This window comes from Exiguobacterium sp. s183, assembly GCF_018617655.1.
Classification (GTDB): Bacteria; Bacillota; Bacilli; order Exiguobacteriales; family Exiguobacteriaceae; genus Exiguobacterium; species Exiguobacterium aestuarii_A.
This window is the reverse complement of the sequence record NZ_JACSKN010000002.1, coordinates 14,359-35,155: the sequence shown is the minus strand read 5'-3', so window position 1 is coordinate 35,155 and position 20,797 is coordinate 14,359. Positions and strand designations below refer to the sequence as shown.

Annotated in this window: 19 protein-coding genes; 3 read left to right on the top strand and 16 right to left on the bottom strand. The window is 50.2% G+C overall.

The features are described 5' to 3' along the window. Window positions 1-1,272: an alginate O-acetyltransferase AlgX-related protein gene (locus KNP62_RS05765; protein WP_214784186.1), complete on the bottom strand. Its 1,272-nt coding sequence runs from the start codon at window positions 1,270-1,272 to the stop codon at window positions 1-3. Between the two features lie 135 nt (window positions 1,273-1,407). Further along, a complete protein-coding gene (locus KNP62_RS05760) occupies window positions 1,408-1,701 on the bottom strand; it encodes a hypothetical protein (protein WP_074036371.1) in 294 nt (97 codons plus the stop codon). A gap of 184 nt (window positions 1,702-1,885) precedes the next feature. Here KNP62_RS05760 and KNP62_RS05755 point away from each other — a divergent pair, with 184 nt between their 5' ends. Then, window positions 1,886-2,383, top strand: a complete 498-nt coding sequence (locus tag KNP62_RS05755; RefSeq protein WP_214784183.1) for a YdcF family protein — start codon at window positions 1,886-1,888, stop codon at window positions 2,381-2,383. A 20-nt stretch (window positions 2,384-2,403) separates the two neighbouring features. On the opposite strand, the gene KNP62_RS05750 is transcribed toward KNP62_RS05755, so the two are convergent. The 3 genes from KNP62_RS05750 to KNP62_RS05740 all read right to left on the bottom strand — a co-directional run bounded on the left by KNP62_RS05750 (window position 2,404) and on the right by KNP62_RS05740 (window position 5,876). Beyond that, complete coding sequence (locus KNP62_RS05750) at window positions 2,404-4,224, bottom strand: acyltransferase family protein (RefSeq protein WP_214784181.1); 1,821 nt, start codon at window positions 4,222-4,224, stop codon at window positions 2,404-2,406. Window positions 4,225-4,378: 154 nt separating this feature from the next. Beyond that, window positions 4,379-5,563: a chromate efflux transporter gene (chrA, locus tag KNP62_RS05745; protein WP_214784178.1), complete on the bottom strand. Its 1,185-nt coding sequence runs from the start codon at window positions 5,561-5,563 to the stop codon at window positions 4,379-4,381. 4 nt (window positions 5,564-5,567) lie between these two features. Beyond that, window positions 5,568-5,876, bottom strand: a complete 309-nt coding sequence (locus KNP62_RS05740) for a PadR family transcriptional regulator (protein ID WP_074036378.1) — start codon at window positions 5,874-5,876, stop codon at window positions 5,568-5,570. Window positions 5,877-6,076: 200 nt separating this feature from the next. Between KNP62_RS05740 and KNP62_RS05735 the strand changes: the two genes are divergently transcribed. Beyond that, window positions 6,077-8,761, top strand: coding sequence for an HD domain-containing phosphohydrolase (locus KNP62_RS05735; protein ID WP_353047517.1), 2,685 nt, complete (start codon window positions 6,077-6,079; stop codon window positions 8,759-8,761). A gap of 39 nt (window positions 8,762-8,800) precedes the next feature. Here KNP62_RS05735 and KNP62_RS05730 read toward each other — a convergent pair whose 3' ends face one another. The 3 genes from KNP62_RS05730 to KNP62_RS05720 are packed head-to-tail and all read right to left on the bottom strand — an operon-like array spanning window position 8,801 to window position 11,965. Next, window positions 8,801-9,901 carry an ABC transporter permease gene (locus KNP62_RS05730; protein ID WP_214784175.1) on the bottom strand — a complete coding sequence of 367 codons (1,101 nt, stop codon included), beginning with the start codon at window positions 9,899-9,901 and terminating at the stop codon, window positions 8,801-8,803. Continuing rightward, window positions 9,888-11,021: an ABC transporter permease gene (locus KNP62_RS05725; RefSeq protein WP_214784173.1), complete on the bottom strand. Its 1,134-nt coding sequence runs from the start codon at window positions 11,019-11,021 to the stop codon at window positions 9,888-9,890. Before KNP62_RS05725 ends, KNP62_RS05730 begins: the two co-directional genes overlap by 14 nt. 11 nt (window positions 11,022-11,032) lie before the next feature. Beyond that, a complete protein-coding gene (locus KNP62_RS05720; protein ID WP_214784170.1) occupies window positions 11,033-11,965 on the bottom strand; it encodes an ABC transporter ATP-binding protein in 933 nt (310 codons plus the stop codon). A 144-nt stretch (window positions 11,966-12,109) separates the two neighbouring features. Between KNP62_RS05720 and KNP62_RS05715 the strand changes: the two genes are divergently transcribed. Continuing rightward, the gene (locus KNP62_RS05715) at window positions 12,110-12,505 is read left to right on the top strand and encodes a hypothetical protein (RefSeq protein ID WP_214693899.1); all 396 of its coding nucleotides are present in this window, start codon (window positions 12,110-12,112) and stop codon (window positions 12,503-12,505) included. Window positions 12,506-12,586: 81 nt separating this feature from the next. Here the strand turns inward: KNP62_RS05715 and KNP62_RS05710 are convergent, their stop codons facing one another. The 8 genes from KNP62_RS05710 to KNP62_RS05675 all read right to left on the bottom strand — a co-directional run bounded on the left by KNP62_RS05710 (window position 12,587) and on the right by KNP62_RS05675 (window position 20,621). Then, window positions 12,587-13,486, bottom strand: coding sequence for a CAP domain-containing protein (locus KNP62_RS05710; protein WP_214784167.1), 900 nt, complete (start codon window positions 13,484-13,486; stop codon window positions 12,587-12,589). A gap of 110 nt (window positions 13,487-13,596) precedes the next feature. Beyond that, window positions 13,597-14,832 carry an exo-beta-N-acetylmuramidase NamZ family protein gene (locus tag KNP62_RS05705; RefSeq protein ID WP_214784165.1) on the bottom strand — a complete coding sequence of 412 codons (1,236 nt, stop codon included), beginning with the start codon at window positions 14,830-14,832 and terminating at the stop codon, window positions 13,597-13,599. 175 nt (window positions 14,833-15,007) lie between these two features. Then, window positions 15,008-16,642 (bottom strand): C39 family peptidase, encoded by a 1,635-nt coding sequence (locus tag KNP62_RS05700; RefSeq protein WP_214784163.1) that lies wholly within the window; start codon window positions 16,640-16,642, stop codon window positions 15,008-15,010. Window positions 16,643-16,734: 92 nt separating this feature from the next. After that, a complete protein-coding gene (locus KNP62_RS05695; RefSeq protein ID WP_214784161.1) occupies window positions 16,735-17,493 on the bottom strand; it encodes an ABC transporter permease in 759 nt (252 codons plus the stop codon). Continuing rightward, window positions 17,493-18,341: an ABC transporter ATP-binding protein gene (locus tag KNP62_RS05690; RefSeq protein WP_214784159.1), complete on the bottom strand. Its 849-nt coding sequence runs from the start codon at window positions 18,339-18,341 to the stop codon at window positions 17,493-17,495. Before KNP62_RS05690 ends, KNP62_RS05695 begins: the two co-directional genes overlap by 1 nt. Next, window positions 18,338-18,544 carry a PLD nuclease N-terminal domain-containing protein gene (locus tag KNP62_RS05685; protein WP_078147432.1) on the bottom strand — a complete coding sequence of 69 codons (207 nt, stop codon included), beginning with the start codon at window positions 18,542-18,544 and terminating at the stop codon, window positions 18,338-18,340. The genes KNP62_RS05690 and KNP62_RS05685 overlap by 4 nt, the downstream gene beginning before the upstream one ends. 112 nt (window positions 18,545-18,656) lie before the next feature. Next, window positions 18,657-19,070 carry a universal stress protein gene (locus KNP62_RS05680; protein WP_214784157.1) on the bottom strand — a complete coding sequence of 138 codons (414 nt, stop codon included), beginning with the start codon at window positions 19,068-19,070 and terminating at the stop codon, window positions 18,657-18,659. 69 nt (window positions 19,071-19,139) lie between these two features. Then, window positions 19,140-20,621 carry a SulP family inorganic anion transporter gene (locus KNP62_RS05675; protein WP_214784154.1) on the bottom strand — a complete coding sequence of 494 codons (1,482 nt, stop codon included), beginning with the start codon at window positions 20,619-20,621 and terminating at the stop codon, window positions 19,140-19,142. Window positions 20,622-20,797: the final 176 nt, after the last annotated feature.

Below are 20,797 nucleotides of genomic sequence, written 5' to 3'. Positions count from 1 at the left end.
TTATGTGGGTTCATTCAATTTTTCATGATACAGGTTCACGAACTCGTTCAAGTTGACGTTATGGATGAACAAGACGACGTCGATGTCGTTTTCATTCACATACGATTCGATGGAAGATTCCTCGAAGTGTCGGACATCGATGACCGATACATGTCCGAAATGCTCGGGTAACAAGGTGAGCATCGGATTCGCATATGAGTCTTTCAAGATGAGCGTCCGTGTGTCATTGACCGGTTGTTCCTGGTCCATCGTCACGATTGGCCAGTTCCGATGGAGGAAGAGCGAATACATCTCCGTATACGTTTCTTCCGATTTGAGCGGCTTTTTGTTGATGATGCTCGTGATCGGTTTACAAGGTGTCGCCCGATTGAAGCAGACCGAACTCGGCGTGAAGCCTTCTTTCGGTACCATCCATTCGAACGTGTCACCATCTTTCACGTATTGGAGTGTCGTGCTTCGTGCGTACGAACCGTAGTAAGGTTGTTCGTGCGTTTTCGTCCGAAGCTGGTTCGGTTTTAAGGTTAGACCCATTTCAGGATGATCTTTCGACATCGTGTTGACCGTCTGTGCGTAAGCCGCATAGGCCCCGTTCATGTTCCAGTGATAGTCGGTCTTGAAGAAGACGTCACTTAACTGTTGCGCTTCGTTCAATGACTTCCGATAGTCCATCACGTTCAGACCAGGCACTGTCGTCAATTGATCACGGACCGTTTTGTAAATACGAGGGGCTTCGTTGCCCATATAGTCTGGCATGTGAGGTTCGACGTTCGCCATCGAAGCTTTGTTCGGAGCGAGTCCGAAATACACCTCGGTGCCACGCTCTTCAAGGCGGGACGTAAACGTCGTCAAGTCGTTCACGAGCGTATCCGTATCAATCGACTCTTTCATCGGAGATTCCATCGTCCCGTCATCTGACACGTAAATCCCGTTTTTGACGGTTTGCTTAAAGACATCTTTATTTAAAAAGGCGTTTAAGCTGATCCAAGCATCGCGATTGAAGATTTGGTCGGTGACGAAAGACTCCGTTTGTTTCATATATGAACCTGACATGATGTGTGCAAATGTAGGAGAATTCGGGCTTTGTGCAAGTTTGCGGTTTTCCATGTCAGACACGTCTCGTTTCTCAGAAGAGAGCGTCAAATAGGCGCCTCCGACTAAAAAGGCGACAAAGGATAAAATCAATACGAGTTGAAGGATGATTTTTGGATGATTGCGTCTTTTTCGATTGGAGCGGGGGTCCTGTTTATGAGAATCAACGTTTAAGTTTTGCATAGAGAACTCCTTTGTTACTAGATTAATCCGAGTCTCATTCTACCATATATTTGCTTCTGTAACTGTAACAATTATGTATCAGCAAAGTGATACGAAAAAACGCTTAAAGTGACATGACGTCACTCTAAACGTTTTTTAGTGAGCGGTAAAGCGGGCCGGTCCAATCGATGAAACGAGTCGGGTTGCGGCACGTAAACAATCAAGCTGTCTTGCATACACACGACTCACATCGGCGAACGCAGAAGGAAGGTGATCCGAGTCGAGAGGACCTTGTCGCATATAAGACGATTCATCGGCTCCAAGTGGTGTCGGATGAATGACGAACTTATAGTGTGACGGATCGAGCTCAATGACTTCAATCTCTGCGAACAGTCGTGCATCACGTGTATATAAGAAGCGGGTGGATAACCATTTATCAGAATCAGTCATGGGTCACCTATCCTCCTTTCAAAGTCTCATTACCATTATCATAAAACATTTTTTGGATATTTGGAATCTTATTTCATATTAATCCCAACATATTTACTTAAATTTGTAAAAGTGCCGAATGCGTGCATTCGTTTCTTTCTTTAGAGTATGGTTAAAAGAGAAAGTATGAAATGTAGGTGACCATATGAGAACGAATGCAGCGGGGGATTATCGCTTCGTATTGATTCTTGGAGCAAAGGTCAACGGCACCTCGCCATCGAGAGCGCTCCGTCATCGGATTGACGTCGCGGCTGATTATGCGAAGGCGCATCCAACTGTAGAACTCATTGCAACTGGGGGACAAGGGCCAGACGAAGGCATGGCCGAGGCACTTGTGATCGAACGGGAACTGATGGCGCGTGGCATTGATCCACACCGAATCCATGTTGAAGCGACCTCTACCTCGACAATCGAGAACTTTCGGCACAGTCAATCGTTTTGGCAAGGCGAGACAGGGCTCACCATCGTGACGAATGACTTTCATGTCCCGCGGGCCCGTCTCATTGCGAAGCTCTATTTCCAACTCGAGAGCGATGCCTTGTATGCACCGACTCCGCCACTAGCAAAAGGGCGATACGTGATCCGTGAAGTATTGGCTTATGTGAAACTACTCGTCCGCTATCTATTCAAAGATAAAAACTAGGCTCTTGCATCCGCAAGAGCCTAGTTTGATTGACAGCCGATTTCTTGATTTAAGACCTCACCGAACGCTTCGGCGCCTTCCACATTTAAGTGGACGCCGTCGCTCTCAAAATAAGATTCCTTCCCGACGGATTGACCATGCCAATCGATAAGGGAGACGTTCTCATGAAGCTCACTTGCACGAGCGAGCTTCTCATTGACCTCGCTCTCCCACGGACGAGGGACGCGGGTATTGATCAAATAAATATGGTCCGCTCGCTCGAACTGCTTGAGGAGCGTGTCGAGTTGTTCCATTTTGAACGCCCCGTTCGTTCCGAGGTGAAGGAAGACGACATGTCCTGGCGCGTTATACGATGCATACTGAGATGCGACAGGAATGGCATCACGGACTTGGCGTCCGATTTCAGCATCGATGGTCATATTCGGAAACGCATCTGCCAAGTATTCGTTCAACCCGAGCATGACCGAATCACCAATCGCAAGGGCCGGTGGACAACTCTTTTCTTCTGGCGTTTCAGTTGGTGGAGGCGTCACGTCTGTGGTCGCTTCTTCCGAATCGTCCGTTTCAGGTTCTTTTGGCACGTCAGGTGTCTCTTCTTTTGGCATCGGCACTTTTACAATCGGAATCTCATCTTGTGCCGGCTTCGATTCAGAGAAGGCCAAGATGGTCAAGTTGCCGACAAGTACGAGTGAGAGTGCCGTCGCACAAGCCGTGGCCGCGAAACGGGCACTTGGGTGCGTCGGTGTCGAGACGAGTTGACGGAACGAGGCGATGAATCCGTTCCGACGAATCGGTGTCTCGATATAGCGATACGACAACTCGGCGATCAACAGCGTGAGTGCGACCTGACCGACCGCAAGGAGCGGTGAAAACGTTCCAAGTCGTTCGAGCGGTGTCGACAAGATGATGACCGGATAGTGCCATAAATAAATCCCGTACGTCCGCGTGCCGATCACACGAAGCCAAGCGCTTCCAAATAGGCGTGACCAGATCGTCGCCGGATGGGCGACGGCGGCAATCAAGATTGCGGACAAGAAGGCAACGAGCAAGAAGCCTCCATAATAGAGAAACGCGTCATACGCATTCACCGTGACGATGATCCCGACGATTCCGATGAGAGAAATCGCACCAGCCACGTTCAAAATATGTCGTCCGATGTTTGGAATGACCGCTTTGAACGTATCTGGTCGCCAGCCAAATGCGAGCATGACACCCAGGAGCAGACCGAACAGGCGTGTATCCGTCCCGTAGTAGACACGGCTCGGGTCCGCTTCTGGAACGTAGCGGAACGCCATCCATGCCGCCGAGACGAGTAAGAGTGCTGCGACAAATTGAAGCAACCGTTTCCGGAAGGCGAGGCCGACGAGTAGAATGAGCGGCCAGACCGCGTAAAACTGTTCCTCGATGGAGAGGGACCATAAGTTTTGAAGCGGTGACGGTTTCCCGAAGCTCTCGAAATATGACACTTCATGGAAGATGTACCACCAGTTGTTCACGTAAGCGAGCGCAGCGAGTGAATCTTGCCGTACCGTCTCAAGCAACGAGCGGTCAAAGAGCGTGACGTATGTCATCACGAGAGACAACATCAAGACGAGCGCCGGGAGCAGTCGACGGAAACGGGCGATATAGAATCTTTTCAAGTCGATCGTGCCGGTCTTCGTCCACTCTCGAATGAGAATACCGGTAATCAAATAACCGGACAGGACGAAGAAGACATCGACACCGAGGAATCCCCCGGATATGTAAGGTACGTTTAAATGATATAAAATGACAGTCAAAACAGCGAATGTGCGTAAGCCGTCCAGACCGGGCATATACGTTGTATGTTTAAGTGGTTTCATGCCCCCACTTCCTTTCTAGTCAAAGCGGACATTTCCCTTTTTTTAGAATCCATTCTTCAGTATAACGAGTGGGCGAGAGGGAATGGTTTCAAAAGATTAACAATCAAATGAGCAAAAAAATCCACAAAAAAAGGGACGCGATGTCCCTTAGTGATTACACCATATTGATTAACATACCACCGATGACGCCAGCGATGACAAGTGCCCAAGGTGGTAATTTCCAGTAGGCAATCATGACGAACAAGAAAGCGGCAAAGACGAAGTCGACCGCGCCGTTGACGGTACTTGTGAAAATTGGGCTGTAGAATGCGGCGACCAAAATACCGACGACCGCAGCGTTCACCCCGATTAAGGCTCCAGCGACTTTCGGATTGTGGCGAAGCGCATCCCAGAACGGAAGTGCCCCAAGAATGAGCAAGAACGCCGGTAAGAAAATAGCGACCGTCGCCAAAATCCCACCCGGAATCCCATTGATGACTGTCCCGAGGTAAGAAGCGAATGTGAACAATGGTCCCGGAACGGCCTGGGCGGCACCGTATCCTGCGAGGAACGCTTCTTCACTCAAGAAACCTGCAGGGACGAGTTCACGTTCGAGAAGCGGCAAGACGACGTGCCCGCCACCGAAGACGAGCGCACCGGCGCGATAAAAACTATCGAACAAGGCAATCGCCTGATTTTCAAACGTTTCCCGTAAAATCGGTAAGATGATGAGAAGTGCCCCGAATACCGACAGCAAGACGGCACCGAGTCGTTTTGAAATAGGGAACGTGCTTGATTTCGCATCGAGACGATCTGGCTTGAACAACAAGAACCCAGCGACAGCAGCGACGAGAATGACGAGCACTTGGCTGAACGTCGTCTGCCAAAGTAATACGCCGGCAAGTGCGAAGAAGGCAATCGTCTTCGTCTTCGGATCAGGTGTGAGCTTACTCGCCATGCCTAAAATCGCATGGGCGACGATGGCGACGGCGACGACTTTCAATCCGTACAACCAACCGGCATCGGAGACGTCGAGACCAGACAGTGCCAAAGCAAATAACATGAGGGCGATGACCGACGGGGTCGTGAAGCCGATGAACGAGGTGATCCCACCTAATATCCCGCCACGAACGATGCCGATGCCGATCCCGACTTGCGAACTCGCGGGACCGGGCAAGAATTGACATAAGGCGACAAGGTCGGCGTATGCCTTCTCATCCATCCATTTGCGCCGTCTCACATATTCCTCATGGAAATAGCCAAGGTGGGCGACCGGTCCGCCGAACGATGTCAGACCGAGCCGGGTTGAAACGAATAAAATCTCTAGTAACGTCTTGAACGTCACACGTTGTGTCGTCATATCTTCACTCCTTAATTTCTTTGAATAACTCATAAGCTTTCTGGCGGGCTTCTTGTAACACCGAGAGCCCTTTTTCGGTCGTCACGTAATTTTTGCGGACGTGTCCGTCGACGGTCTCGTTTTCGCGAACGAGGAGGCCATCCTTCTCCATCCCGTGCAAAATTGGATAGAGCGTACCGGCACTGATTTCATATCCGTGCTCCCTTAGCTCATCGACCATCCATGCCCCGTACACTGGATGTTCAGCGGCATGATGCAAGATATGGATGTGAATGAATCCGAGGAACAGTTTCCGCAGGACGCGATCTTCCATACGTGTCATCTCCTTCATATCGAATTTCGATATCGGTTTTCGAAAACAGTCTAACAAACGAGTGAGAAAGTTACAAGCACGCTGTCTGCAGTTTACAAAAACTTATAATAAGAAGATGGGAATGAGTTCGGAAAAAATAGGGAATCTATCACAAATGAGGTAAACTAGGTATTGAGTTTATTTGCTGAGGAGGAAGTGACGTGACAAACCCCATTCATTCTTCATACGATACATTGTTGCGTTATATGCCCCAAGGCTACGTCGAGTTTAAAGTGATTTACGACGACGCTTCGGAGCCGATTGACTATGAATTCTTTGAAGTGAACGCCGCCTTCGAGAAGATGATGAAGGGAAAACGGAAACATTTTATCGGGCAGAAAGTGTCGACGGCATTGAAAGATTTTGAATATAGCGAGCGGGAGTGGATGATTCAAGTGGCACGGGTCGTCAGTGATGGCGGTACGGTGACGTTTGAACACTTCTCTCGCCGTAACAAGTCATGGTTCGAAATGTCCGTGTTCAGCGAACGAAAAGGCTTTGTCTCCGTCATGTTTCATGACATCACGCGACATGTTCAAGAAAATAATGCCTTGAAGCAGCTCGTGAACGTCTCGCATCGTTTCGTTTCAACGGGAAGCGACTTATTGATGAACCAACAGTTCCTTGATCAGATTCGTGATTTCACCGGGGCGAAGGCGGTCGCACTTAATTTGATGGAAAGTGATGGCGAGTCATATACGACGGTCGCATTGTCCGGTATGGACGAGATGTTAGAACGAAGTCTCGATGTGTTAGGGTTCCACCCGGTTGGGAAGAAGTGGCCGATGACCGACCAACGACGGGAGCTGTTCAGTAAACCGAATCCACTTGTGTTTGAGGGGATTGATCCGTTGATTGACGGTGCCCTTCCGAAACGACTCGTCAAAAACTTACTCCGCATCTTCTCGCTTGGAGAGGTCGTCCTCTTCAAAATTGAGAAGGATGGGATACTATATGGAGATTTGACGATTGTGATGCAAGAAGGGAAAGTGGCGAATCGACTTGGTCTTGTCGAGTTGTATCTTGTCCATGTGCTAGAACAATTGGTCAAAGCGGATCACCAAGTCGGGGAGACGAAGAAGTCGATGTTCGATGGGTTTGCGACACTTGACCTGGAATGCATCATGGCGCTTAATACACGCCAAGTCTTACATTTGAATGATACGTGGGAACGGGTGCTTGGCTACTCGCTTGATGAACTTGAAAATATGGATTTTCTTAGCTTGATTCATCCAGACGATGATGTCATTACAGAAGCGGGCTTTACAGAACTCGAGGAACGGGGAGAACTGTTCCGTTTTGTCAATCGCTTCCGAACGATTGATGACACCTATCGTTCGATTGAATGGCATTGTAAACTTCAAGGGAACTATATTTACGCCGTCGCGAAAGATGTGACGGATCGCGTTCAGTTGGAAGAGAAGTTGGCCGAGCGGGACCGTCTGTTGACAAAACTATCTGACCAAATTCCGGGAGCCATCTATCAGTTCGAGTTGTTGCCGGACGGTAGCTTCAACTTCCCATTCTTCAGTCGCGGTTTTGAAGACATGTTAGGGATTACTGCCGAAGAAGTGCAGGCAGATGCCGGCCTCGTCTTCCGACGGATGCATCCAGATGACTATCCTCACGTCATGCAGTCGATTGATGAATCGTATCGGAACTTGACGATATGGGACGCGGAGTTTCGTGTGTTGACCGAGGATGGACGAACAATTTGGATTTTAGGATCGTCCCGCCCAGAGAAAATTGCTGACGGTCATGTCCTCTGGCACGGATATATTGGTGACGTCACAGAGAAGAAAAAGTACGAGAAAGAAATCGAGTATTTAAGCTATCACGACCAGTTGACAGGGGTAAAAAATCGTCGGTACTTTGAAGAAGCGCTGGAACGTTATGACGACGATGCGTTTTATCCATTGTCACTGATCGTCATCGATATTAACGGACTGAAGTTGACGAACGACGCGTTCGGACACTTAATTGGAGACCGGTTGCTCGTCGAAGCGGCGAATATTTTACGGAATGAGTTGCGAGCGAAAGATGAAGTGGCACGTATCGGTGGAGATGAATTTGTCGTCATCTCGCCGAACACCACACTCGACGAGGCGAAGCACTTGTCGGATCGTTTGAGCCGACTCTTCCTCGGACGAACTGTAGAAGGGCTCCCGATTTCCGCCTCGTTCGGTGAGGCGGTCAAGCACGACGCGTCCATCGGATTAACCGACGTCTTCAATTTAGCGGAAGACCGGATGTATCACCATAAAGTATCGGAGAAACAAAGCCGCCGCCACCACTCGATTCAACTGATCATGCGGACACTATATGAGAAGATTCCCCGTGAAGAGGCGCACTCTCAGCGTGTCGCCAATTTGTCAGGGAAGCTCGCGGAAGCGATGGGCTTCACGAGCGCAGAGGTAAATGAAATCCGAACGGCCGCCATTTTGCACGATATCGGCAAAGTAGCGATTAGTAACGATATTTTAGATAAACCTGGTGCTTTGACGGAACCTGAATGGCGTGAAATCAAACGACATCCCGAGGTCAGTTACAACATTTTAAGTACGGTTCCTGAATATGTCGCCTTGTCTGAAATTGTTTTGGCCCATCACGAACGATGGGACGGGAAAGGATATCCGAAAGGGATCAGTGAATATGAGATTCCGCTCGCTTCCCGCATCATCTCGATCGCCGACACGTTCGACGTCATGGTGACGGGGCGTCCTTATCGACAGGCGAAGACGATTGATGAGGCGCTTGCCATCATTCAACAAGAGGCGGGCAAGCAGTTCGACCCGACGCTCGTTGATGTCTTCTTTGAAAAAGTCGTCCCAACCCTACAACAATAAACAAGCGAGTCCTCTCTTATTTTGGGAGGACTCGCTTTTTCAAACGGTGAGTGGACGCTTCTTCAAGACGAGAACCGTCAACAAGAAGACGACGGCGGTCATGCCAATCATGACGAGAATGGAGAGGAACGGAAACTGTCCTTCGTACATCGTGATGACCCCGTTATTTAGCCAATAGGTCGGTAGGAAGCGTCCGACGAGTTTCAATGAATCTGGTAACCAAAGCAGACTGATGAACGCGCCTCCGGTAATGGCGGATGCCATCGTGACCGATATTTGAAAGATGTTCGCCTTCTCTCGATTCGTCGCAAATACCGCGATGAGGCCACCAAATGCCAGACAGACGAGCAGGTAGGCCGAGAACAAGGCGAAGACGGTCGGGAGATGGGTCCACACGTCTTGGCCGTAAAGCGCGAGACTCACGCCAATCAACAGCATGACATAGACGAAGCCGACGAGATAGAAGGCGAGAAGAAGTGATGCGAAATACCGCCGTGGTGACACCGGTGAGGCGAACAGGCGGGCATAAATCTTCTCGTCCCGGTCATCCGCGACAAACATCGGGATGAACTGGAGGAACGTCGACATCATGATGAACGACAAGAGACCGAAAAACGCTTGTGTGCGTGCGGTCGTCGCGACGCTCTCTTGGAACGGTTCACTAGAGAGCGTGTATCCGTTATCTGTCTCCTCGGTCGCGAGTTGGGTGAATGTGGCTTCGTCATATTCACTCGCCTCAAGAAGCTGGCGTTCACGTGACAAGTGACCGTTCAATGCCTGTTCGACTAAAGAAGCGTCACTGCCGGCAATTGCGGAGAACGAGAGACGAGGCATATCGCCGTTGAACGATTGCTCTGTAAAATCTTCAGGAATGAGAAGCACGATGTCTTCTCCTTCTAACAAGACATCTTCGCCACTCGTCTCAAGCATGGTGACGCGACCGAAACGTTCGGCTTCTTCGATGAGGCGCTCGGCGAGAATATCCCCGTCCTCATCGACAATGCCAATCGACGCATTGAGACTCGACGTCCCCCCTACGAAGGAGAGGATGAGCGCAAACCCAAACATCGAGACAAACGTGAATACCCAGAGCCCTTTCTTTCGGAGCATCCGTTTGGCGACGTGCCTAATGAGTACCATGGCGCCTCACCCCTTTCGACAGAAGATAGCTGAGTACGATGAAGATCAGCAGATGGACCCCGAGTAAACCGAGGCTTTCCCAATAGACGCTCATGTCGCCTCCCCGAAGCATGACGGCGAGCATCCCGTCGCGCATGAAAATCGGCATGAACACATACGCGGCCCATGGTGCATAGTTCAGCGTCACTTGATCGAATCCGGGAACGTAGCCCCCTGATAAAATCATGATGATGGCAACGAAGCCGTTGACGACCGCATCTTTTGTCGTCGTACTCAACTTCGGCAGGTTGACGATGACAAACCCGATGGCAACCCCATACGCGGTCAAGGCGAGCCAGGCAAGAATCAAATAACCGAACTGGATATTTGCCAAATCAAACGTCCGATAGACGAAATGACTGAACCAGAACAACAAAATGAGCTGAAGTAAAATAATGACGTAGCGGCTGAACGTCCGTGCGAGCCGATATTGGACCGTTCGGACAGGAGCGGCTTGAATCCGTAGATAGCTACCCGTGTTCGGCTGTTCTTCTCGTGCCATCGCCGTGATATAGAACGACCCGAACAGAGCGGTCATGATGGAGATGGTGACAGTGAAGTATTCAAGCGATGTCGGAGTCCGCCCCGCTAAATCGACGCTCTCTGTATCAAGCCACGCCTCATTCTCATACGGGGCCGAAAGACCAGACTCCGCGAGCGTAATCTGTTGGTTGGCGATTGCCGTATACTGACTGAGAATGGCTTCAAGGACGTCAAACTCAACGGTCGTCGGTTCTTCGTATAACAGCGTGAGGTCACTGCCGTCGAGCCGTAAGATGACGTCTGCATCCCCATCGTTCACCCCTTGTTCGGCTGACGCGATGTCTTCATAAGGGACGAGGCGGATGAACGCCTGAATGTCTTCGTCGTTCAAAAAGTTCTCGAGCGGTTCTCGATACTGGTCGGTTGAAGCTTCGACGTACGCGACGTTCGTGACGGGGAGTTTGAATGTGTCACTGAAGACGGCCGATAGCATCGTCCCGAGTCCGAAAATGAGGATGAGCGGGAAGAGGAGCATCCAAAAAAGTGTCGCACGATCCTGGAGCCGCTGTTTCACATCATATTTGATAAATGTCCACATGAAAGGACCTCCTATTCCCGGAGCGTCTTCCCGGTCAATGCCAAAAAGACGGTATTGAGGGAAGGACGGTCGACCGTGATGGACGTGAAGTGAACATGCTCCTGATGAAGCGTATCCAGGAGCGGAGCGAGCGGCGTATCTTTATCGAGCGACACTTCGATATACGGTTCCTCATATTGCACTTTTTGGACGTGGTCGAGTGCATCGAGCCGTTCGAGCAGGTGCGGGGTAAGCGCATCAACTTTGATGCGGGCTGTCTCGAGCGTCATGACGCGGTCTTTCAGCTCATCTTGTGTCCCTTCAGCGATGATTTTTCCTTCGTCGACGATGGCGATACGGTCGCAGAGCAGCTCGACCTCTTCCATGTAGTGTGACGTATAGATGATGGTGGCACCACGACGGTTCAGTTCACGGATATTCTCTAAGATCGTGTTTCGTGATTGCGGGTCGATGGCGACGGTCGGCTCATCCATGAAGATGAGTTCCGGTTCATGCACGATTCCGCATGCGATGTTGAGGCGGCGGAGGAGACCGCCGGACAGTTCTGGTGGGCGTTTCTTTTGATGGGCATCGAGTTCGACGAACGCAATCGCGGCCTCGGTCTTTTGTCGCGCTTCCTTTGGACTGAATCCGTATAATTCAGCGAAGAATTGAATGTTTTCATACACGGTCAGTTGGTCATAGACGGAGACGTGCTGCGGGACGATCCCGACACGTCGCTTGATGGACAGTTCGTCTTTTGGCATCGATTGTCCAAAGATGCGAATGGATCCCGAATCCGCCTCGTATAGATTCAACATGACGGAAATGGCCGTCGTCTTACCGGCACCGTTCGGACCGAGGAGGCCGAACAACTCTCCTTCTTCGACGTTCAGACTGAGGTCGTTCAAGGCGACAGTATCTCCAAACCGTTTCGTGACATGATCGAGCGAGATGATCGACATAGATGTACTCCTTTCTCATGTGAAAGACTCATCATTCTACACAAAGGTGTTCGTGGATTGTCACGAATATACCTGTCCGGATTCATGAAAATGTGCAATAATCTAATTATTCAGATAATTATTGTGTTGAAATGAGGGATTGGGATGAAAGGGTGGCAATTCAATAAACATGAGGGGGCGTTATTCCCGGACGAAATCGTACTGTCTGCATTTTGTACAGTCGAACCGAAACGGATGGATTCGACGTTACCATTTTACTATGACGAGTCGATTTTTCGATTCACCAATAAAGAGGAGACATTCTACTTTAAAATTTCCCCGAGCTATCACGAGTTTGAAATCAATGTGAAAGACCGGGACGGGGAACTTCTTTACTACCAATTGCTTCGGACCGTCAGCAAGGTCGAAATCTTAGAAGACCGACGTGACCACGCGGAGCTGTTGATCGTCCTCGCGGAAGACCGGAAGCGGACCGTGACGTCAATCGAATTGACCGTCCGACCGCGTTTTCGTGTGCTTGTGAAAGAGCATGAGGTATGAATAGATAAGAGGTGGGGCGGGTGCGAACCCGCTCTTTTTTGTACGAAAAAACCAGCCACAGACGTGACTGGTTCCCATTGATTATTTCGTCAAAAAGATTTGAACGTGAATGGTCGACCCTTGGGCATCGGTCGCTTTCCCAATCCCGAGATGTGTATAGTTTGCGTTCAAGATGTTGGCGCGGTGACCGCTGCTGTTCATCCAGGCGTCCACTGCCCGGACTGGATCGCTCGAGCCTTTATAGATGTTTTCTCCCCATCCCCGGTATGACACGCCATAGGCACGTAATGTATCACCAGGCGTACCGTTCTCCTTCAACGTATGGGAGAACTGACCTGTCCTAGCCATTTCATCCGCTCGGACTTGTGCGACACGGTTTGCTTCGTTCGAAGCGGCGAGTAGCGATAAGCCGGCTGCCTGTCGTTCTTTGTTCGTCTCTGTTAACACGTTGACTGGCGACGTGAAGCTGACATGCTTGGCTTGAAGATACCCGACGTACGAGCCGTAACGGACTTTATACCATCGAGACGTTCCCGTATAGCGATACGAGATTGTTTCGAGTGCCGTGCCTTGGCGTAAAAATTTGACGTTCGACGAAGTCGTCAGCGGCGCGGACTTCACGTACACGCTCGAAGGTTTGACGTAAGTTGGAGTCGTGAAACGAACTTCGGCAGTAGACAAACGGACATAATCCCCAGGCACATAGGCATAGCCGCTGCCCCATTGAATCTTGTACCAACGCTCTCCATTCACGAAAAAGGTGGTGCGTACGCGCATCGAGCCGTCACGAGGAATGGCATTCAGTCGTGGGGCACCGAGCGATGGTGTCGGGCGCGCGTATAATTTACTAATATTCGTCACATACCCTTTCGTATTGACCGATACTTCCGTATACGCATGTGCAACAATGGGTTGTTGCGACAACGTTGCCGATAGCGACACAATGAAGGTCAAGAGAAAGGCAGTCATGATTTTTTTCAAATGGATCGACTCCTTTTGTTTAACTTCTTATATTCTATATTATTTGGTCGATTTTTGGTTTTACCATTTCATTACAATAAGGATGGACTCTTCGTGAGCCCATCCTTCTGTCACTTATACATCAAGTAGTCTTTACGAATCGGGAGGAACGCGTCCCGTTCGTCCTCGATTTTAGTCAGGATTTCATCAAGCGGAGCTCCTTCGAGAATCATGTCTTTCACATAGGCGTTTCCTGTCAGTTTCGTGATGAAGTCGTTCGCAAGAAACGCAAAGTCGTCCGGATATAAATCGTGTGCCGTTTGAATCATCGCAATCCCAGTTTTCGTTGATTCGAATCGAGTCGGATCGGTGACATAGACCTCGACCCCGTGCGTCAGTTTGCCCGCGTGTTTGGAGAATGTCGGCGTGAACGAAGCGGCCCGGAAGGCGACACCAGGCAAGTCAAGGTCGTTCAGCTCTTTCGCATACTCATGTGCTTGTATATAAGGGGCACCAATCAGTTGAAACGGTTTTGTCGTCCCACGTCCTTCAGATAAATTCGTTCCTTCAAACAATCCGGTCGCAGGATAGACGTTGACCGTGTCGGTCGTCGGCATGTTCGGGGACGGCATGACGAACGGAAGCCCCGTATCCTCATACATCATCGAACGTTTCCATCCCTTCATTTTGACGACTTCGAGGTCAGCCTGAATGTGATACTCGCTGTTGAACAACTGTGCGAGTTCGCCGACGGTCATCCCATGTTTCAAGGGAATCGGATAGAGCCCGATGAAGCTGGCGTAGTCAGGGTCGAGCACCGGACCATCGACACGAAGTCCGCCTTGGGGGTTCGGGCGGTCGAGGACGACGAATGGAATCCCATTCTCGGCAGCGGCTTCCATCGCATAGGCCATCGTGTAGATATACGTATAATAGCGAGTCCCGACGTCTTGAATGTCAAAGACGAGCACATCCACATCTTCTAACATGTCAGGAGTCGGTTTTTTCGTAGCGCCATATAAACTATATACGGGCAAACCTGTCACCTCATCGATGTAAGAGCTGACAGTGGAGCCGGCCTGGGCATCCCCTCGAACGCCGTGTTCGGGTCCATATAGTGCCGTCAATTCAAAGTCATCGGACTGGTCGAATAAATCGACGATGCTTGTCCGCTCCGCATTGATCCCGGTCGGATTTGTGATCAGTCCGACTCGTTTTCCTTTCAAGATATCCGGATTCTCCATCAAGCGGTCGACACCAAGCTCGACCTTAGGCTTTTTCGGTTCAGATTTTGCGTCCGCATCCAGCAAGACGATTGAAGTCGAGAGTAGCGTCAATGCTGCCATACCACCAATCCATTTTTTCATGAGAGTTCCTCCTTAGAAAATGTAAGCGCTTCAAATACTTAATGGGAGTGTATCATTAGGAAATTTAATTTCAATATTTATGAATAAAAATAGGAATTTATATTTCTGTTTTTCGTACTATTCTCCTAATCAGACAGCAAAAAACGTGTCTCTCTCATGAAAGACACGTTCCCACTTATCTGACCGAGAGCGCTTTCCATCCCGTGGCGCCCATGACGGCACTCACTTTCGATTTCGGGACGACGAGTCGACCGCGATATGGGTCATTGATATATAGATTTGATTTGTCATAACCGGTCGCCAACATGACGTGGTAATTCACGTATCCGGTGAACTTCTTGTTTGAAGCAGTGTACCAATTGAAATAGCCATAAGGTTTATTGAAGTCGACACTTGCCCAGACGATGACGGGGTTGCCCATCGACAGCTCACGTTCGATTGAAGCGAGTCCTTGCCCCGACAAGTCTTTCACCGGGCGATATTTACTAGAAAATCCAATCATGCCTTTCGGGTAAATGCCGTAGTTCTTGTACTTGCCTAACGTACGGCGCGGGTCGCCAGTGAACATGACGTTCGGATCGACCCAGCGGTATAACCGATTCTCATAACGCGCGTTCCACATACTCTTCGGCATCTCGTTGTATAAGGTCGATGCGCTGACAGCACGACCCTTTTCTTCGAGCGCCATTTTGAGTGAGAAGAACTCACAACCGGACGGGTACCCCATCGGGAACTGCCGATAGAGAGGGACGCTCATCTTATACATCGATAGACGAGGGGAATAGACTCCTTTCGCATCAAACGCGGCATTGCCGATACGTTTGTTTTGGTACATACGTCCGTTGGCATCGAAGTAGTACCACTGTCCTTTGATCAGCTGCCAGTCCGTCTTCTTCGTCAGCGCCGGGGCGAAGTATTCATAGCGTGTCGAGTATTTCCATCCGGTCTCTTGGACGCCGGTCGAATGAAAGAAGTATGTTTCATTGCCCATCTTGAATTTCCCTTTTAGACGATAACCATACTGAGGGTGGAATCCATATGTTTTGCCGTTGATCCGTTGTAACCCATATAGCCGCTTTCCTGTTGAATCGAATAAGTAATTGCGGTCGCGCAACCGATATGCCCCTTTCAGGCTGTATCCGTAAGTCGGGTGGAATCCATATACGTCTTTCCCGACCCAGGCCAAGCCTTGGCGGCGGATTCCGTCATTTCCAAAGTAGTAGGAACGGGCTTTGATTGTCTGCCATCCGGTCGCGACTTTACCATCATTCAGCAGAAAATATGATTTTCCACCGAGCGTATACATGCCGGTACGAATCGTCCCGTCTGAAAAGATGTAGTGCTTTGCGCCAGCAATTTGCTGCCAACCGGAGAGGCGAACGCCTTTGTCTGAGAAATAATAGCGCTTGCCGTCAATCGTCTGAAATCCTGTGACGGGCAGACCGGTCTCGTTGTAGTAATAGAGGAGTCCGTCTCGTTCTTGCCATCCGGTCAGCAGTTTTCCGTCTTCACCGAAGGTGTAAGTCGTTCCGTCGATGGAATAGCTGCCGGTGACGAGGCGACCATCCGTTTCAAAATAATATGTAGCTTCTTCGATTTGTTGCCATCCGGTGAGAAGGATTCCTTCCGAATCGAAATAGTATATGTTGCCATCAATTTGTTGCCACCCCGTCAACACCGTCCCGTCACTCGACGTGTAAACGATCCCGTCTTCGGTCTGTTGAAACGACCCTTCAGCGGAAACGAGTTGGGGACTCACCCATAAGGCACCTATTAAAAATCCGATGCCGATTTTCCTTTTCCATGCCATCGATTGAACCTCCTCCATACGAATACAGAAGAGATACCCATATTTATCCAATGTCAAGCTGAGTCAAAGGATTCAATTGAAGGATCAGACGTTTACGCCGAATGACTCATAAACCGAAGGCGCTTCGACGCCACATAAAGCGAGAGGATGACGACGAGCATCCCGGTCACGAGCGGCCACATGAGATCTACTTCTGTCAGGAGCACCTCACTCGATAGCGGACCGAGCATCCAAGGCATCCAATCGAGGTCGACCCATCCGATGATGAGAGACATGACGAAATGAAGACCGAGCGTCAATACGACCGCAACGACACCACTTTCCAACATCGCGGCGATGAGGAAGAAAATCGATAACTGAACGACGAAATGACAGATGAGGAGTGTGGTCGATATGAGAAAGTCGAGCCAATCGAATGCGTCGAATAAAATGACCGTATAATAGGCGGCTGCCGTTTGTGCGAGCAAGATGCCGCCGACAGTCAGTAGGGCGTAATGTCCCCATTTACTGACGACGATGCGTGACGTCGGGATTTGTAACGACTTGAGCCAGGCGAGGGTCCCGTTCGTCCGTTCATGGCTGAACGTATGCATCGCCGACAATAAGATGACGAGGAGCCCGATTTGGCGAAGCTGTTCGCTGACAGAAATCAATACTTCTTCCGGTGTCGGTGTCGGAATTTCAATGACGGCACCATCCGGTAAGTTCCCGCCGGAAGCGAGGATATCTGGTAAGAAATAAAGCGTGAGCGGCTGCATCGAGGCGAGGAGCATGAGAGCAATCGGAATCCAGATGAGTCGCTTGTTCGCCCACGACTCCCGCCATTCTTGTTTAAAGATTGCCGTGCGCATCAGGCATTCACCTCCAAGAACAAGGACTCGAGTGACGGATGCCCGACGTGTAACGATTGGACGGTGACGTTCAGTTCAAGGATTCGGTTCAAGATCGCACGTTCAGCGATGTCCCGGTCCGTCGATTCAAACGTCCACGTCGAACCATTCTTCGTCACATGACGCACACCGGCCAACGTTTCCCAATCTGTCCCGCTCGTCGGGTCGTCGAAGAGACGTAACTCAATCGTTGATTTTGACCCGAGCAAGTCAGTCACCGTGCCTTCCATTAGTAGTTTACCTTGTCGAAGCAAGAGCACCCAGTCGCTCGCTTCTTCTGCATCCGGGAGGACGTGTGTCGAATAGAGAATCATTCGCTCTCGTTTCAAGTCGCTCAATAAATCGAGGACTTCCCGTCGACCGCGTGGATCTAGAGCCGAGACAGGTTCGTCGAGTAACAGTAATTCAGGATCATGAACGAGTGCCTGGGCGATGCCGAGACGCTGGCGCATCCCGCCCGATAAGTTCGAGGCCGGGCGATCGACCGGCTCGAGACCGACGCGCTTTAATAGATTGACCGGATCGACATGTTTCGTTCCCGTCAATTCAGCGGCGTAGCGAATTGTCTCGACTGGCGTGAGGGATGGATAGAGGGCTGGTCGCTGGGGCAAATAACCAACTCGAATCTGATCATGTCCGCTCATATCACCACTCGTCGGGTCTGTGACTCGCGCGAGCAAGTTCAACAACGTTGTCTTACCGGCACCATTTTCTCCGAGTAAAGAGGTACATCCTGGGCGCAACTCAAAGCTGACATCATCGAGGGCCGTGAAGGAACCGAGTCGTTTGGTTAACTGTGTGACTTTCATCGCGGCGTCCGTCCCCATAAGAAGTAGATGATTGGGCCGAGAATGTTGATGAAGACGATGACGAGGAGCCATACCCATTTCGGGCCGTTCGTCATGTCCCGTTTGAACAAGTCAATCAAAGCGACGACGAGCAAGATGAGTTGCAGGATGAGGACAGGTAACAGGATGAGAAAAAGTGTATTCGGGTCGTTTGCGATGTCCATAGCGAGAACCTCCTTTGGTAGATAGACTGTCCTTACACATTCTACACAAACAAGGCGTCCCCTGTATGAGACACAAAAAATCCCCATCTCACAATGAGATGGGGAAGATGAATCATTTAACGATGATGACAGGAGCGAGTGCACGTTTGGCGAGTTTATGACTCACGCTTCCGAGCACGAACTCTTGAAACGTGTTCAATCCGCGTGACCCGACGACGACATATTCGTATGGTTCGTGGTTCGCATATTTGACGAGCTCGACGTCCGGTTCACCACGGAGTTCGATGTACTCGTATGGAATGCCTTCAGCTTCCGTCAAATCGAATAACGGTTTGAGCATCTGCTTCCGCTTCGTTTCCAAGTCGATTTTGCCTGTTGAGTTGAGGGCGGCCTCTTTCGATTCTTTCGCACTGATGACATGAACGATGTCAATCGACGCATTGCACGCCTTTGCGAGTTGAATCGCCTTTTCAAGCGCACGTTTCGAGTGGGCAGAACCATCTGCCGCTAAAAATACCTTTCCCATGAAAACTCCTCCTCTTTCGCACGTTCTACATTTAGTATAGGTGATTTGGTGAAGCGGGGGAATGCCGAATCAATGTCCCGCGTTCGCGTCTTGTTGCTTCAAGTGAAGTGCGAGCGTGTTGAGCAGTTTTTCAGAGTCTTTATTCAAATTGAGAAGTTCAGGTTCAATCCCGACTTCACGGTATTTGAAGACGACCTTATCAATGGCGCCGATGGCCGAGTCATCCCAAAGATGCGTATTCGCAAAATCGATGGTGACTTGATTGACACCTGCATCCACGTCTTCTGTCACATCGAACTGGTTGACGAATTCAGACGTCGAAGCGAAGAACAGTTGTCCGTTTACCGTATAGTCTACGCGATGCGACGTGACGTGGCGACCGAGGTCGATTTTCGAAATTTTGGCAGCGAACAAAATCGCAGCCGTCAAAATTCCACCGAGCACACCGAGTGACAAGTCGTGCGTGAAGACCGTGACGATGACCGTGACGAGCATGACGACCGTGTCTGACTTTTGAGCGGTACGCATCGCTTTGAGCGAGCCCCAGTCGAACGTCGCATACGATACGAAGAACATGACACCGACGAGCGCGCCGACAGGGATGAGCATAAGCACATCACTGATTGTCATGATCATGATGAAGAGGGCGAGTCCTGCGGTGAATGTCGAGAGACGACCACGCGCACCTGAGGAGACGTTAATGACCGATTGACCGATCATCGCGCATCCTGGCATCCCACCGAAGAATCCAGCGATGATGTTCGAAATCCCTTGACCACGCGACTCGCGGTTCTTATTCGAATCCGTTCCTGTCATGTCATCGACGATTTGGGCCGTCAAGAGCGATTCAATCAAGCCGACGAACGCGAGTGAGATCGAGTACGGCAAGATGATCATGAGTGTCTCAAGCGTGAACGGCACATCCGGGAATAAGAAATCCGGAAGTGTCGCCGAAATCGTGCCCATGTCCCCGATGTTTTTTGTATCGAGTCCTAGCGTGATCGCGAGAATCGTCATCACGACGATGGCGACGAGCGGCGCAGGGATTGCTTTCGTGACACGTGGGAACAAGAAGATGATGGCGAGTGACGCCGCGACGATTGCCCAGATGATCCAGCTTTCCCCTTCAAAGTTTGACAATTGCGCTTGGAAAATCAAAATGGCAAGTGCGTTGACGAAACCGACCATGACGGCACGGGGAATGAATTTCATCAAGCGGGCGATGCCGAGATAACCGAGGACGATTTGAATAATTCCGGTCAAAATACCGGCAGCAAGCAAATACTGCAGACCGTGGTCGGCAACGAGCGAGACGACGACGAGCGCCATCGCACCGGTCGCAGCCGAAATCATGGCCGGACGACCTCCGGCAAACGAGATGACCATGGCGATGATGAATGAGGCATAAAGCCCGACCATCGGGTTGACCCCTGCGATGAGGGAGAAGGCGATGGCTTCCGGGATGAGCGCCAAGGCGACGACGATCCCGGCCAAAATGTCGGCCTGGATATTTCCGAACCATTCGTGTTTCAACGTATTCAATCTTTCCAAAAGAACACACCTTTCTTTATAAAATGATTTGATTTTCGAGTTTCACGAAAATCAAAATAATGGAATCCGTTCATTTTCAACGTGTTTCATCATACCGAATCTAGTCTAAAATGACAATTGCTTCGCGTGAAAAACTATGGTAATTTCATAACGTGCAGGTTATATAACAAAAAAGT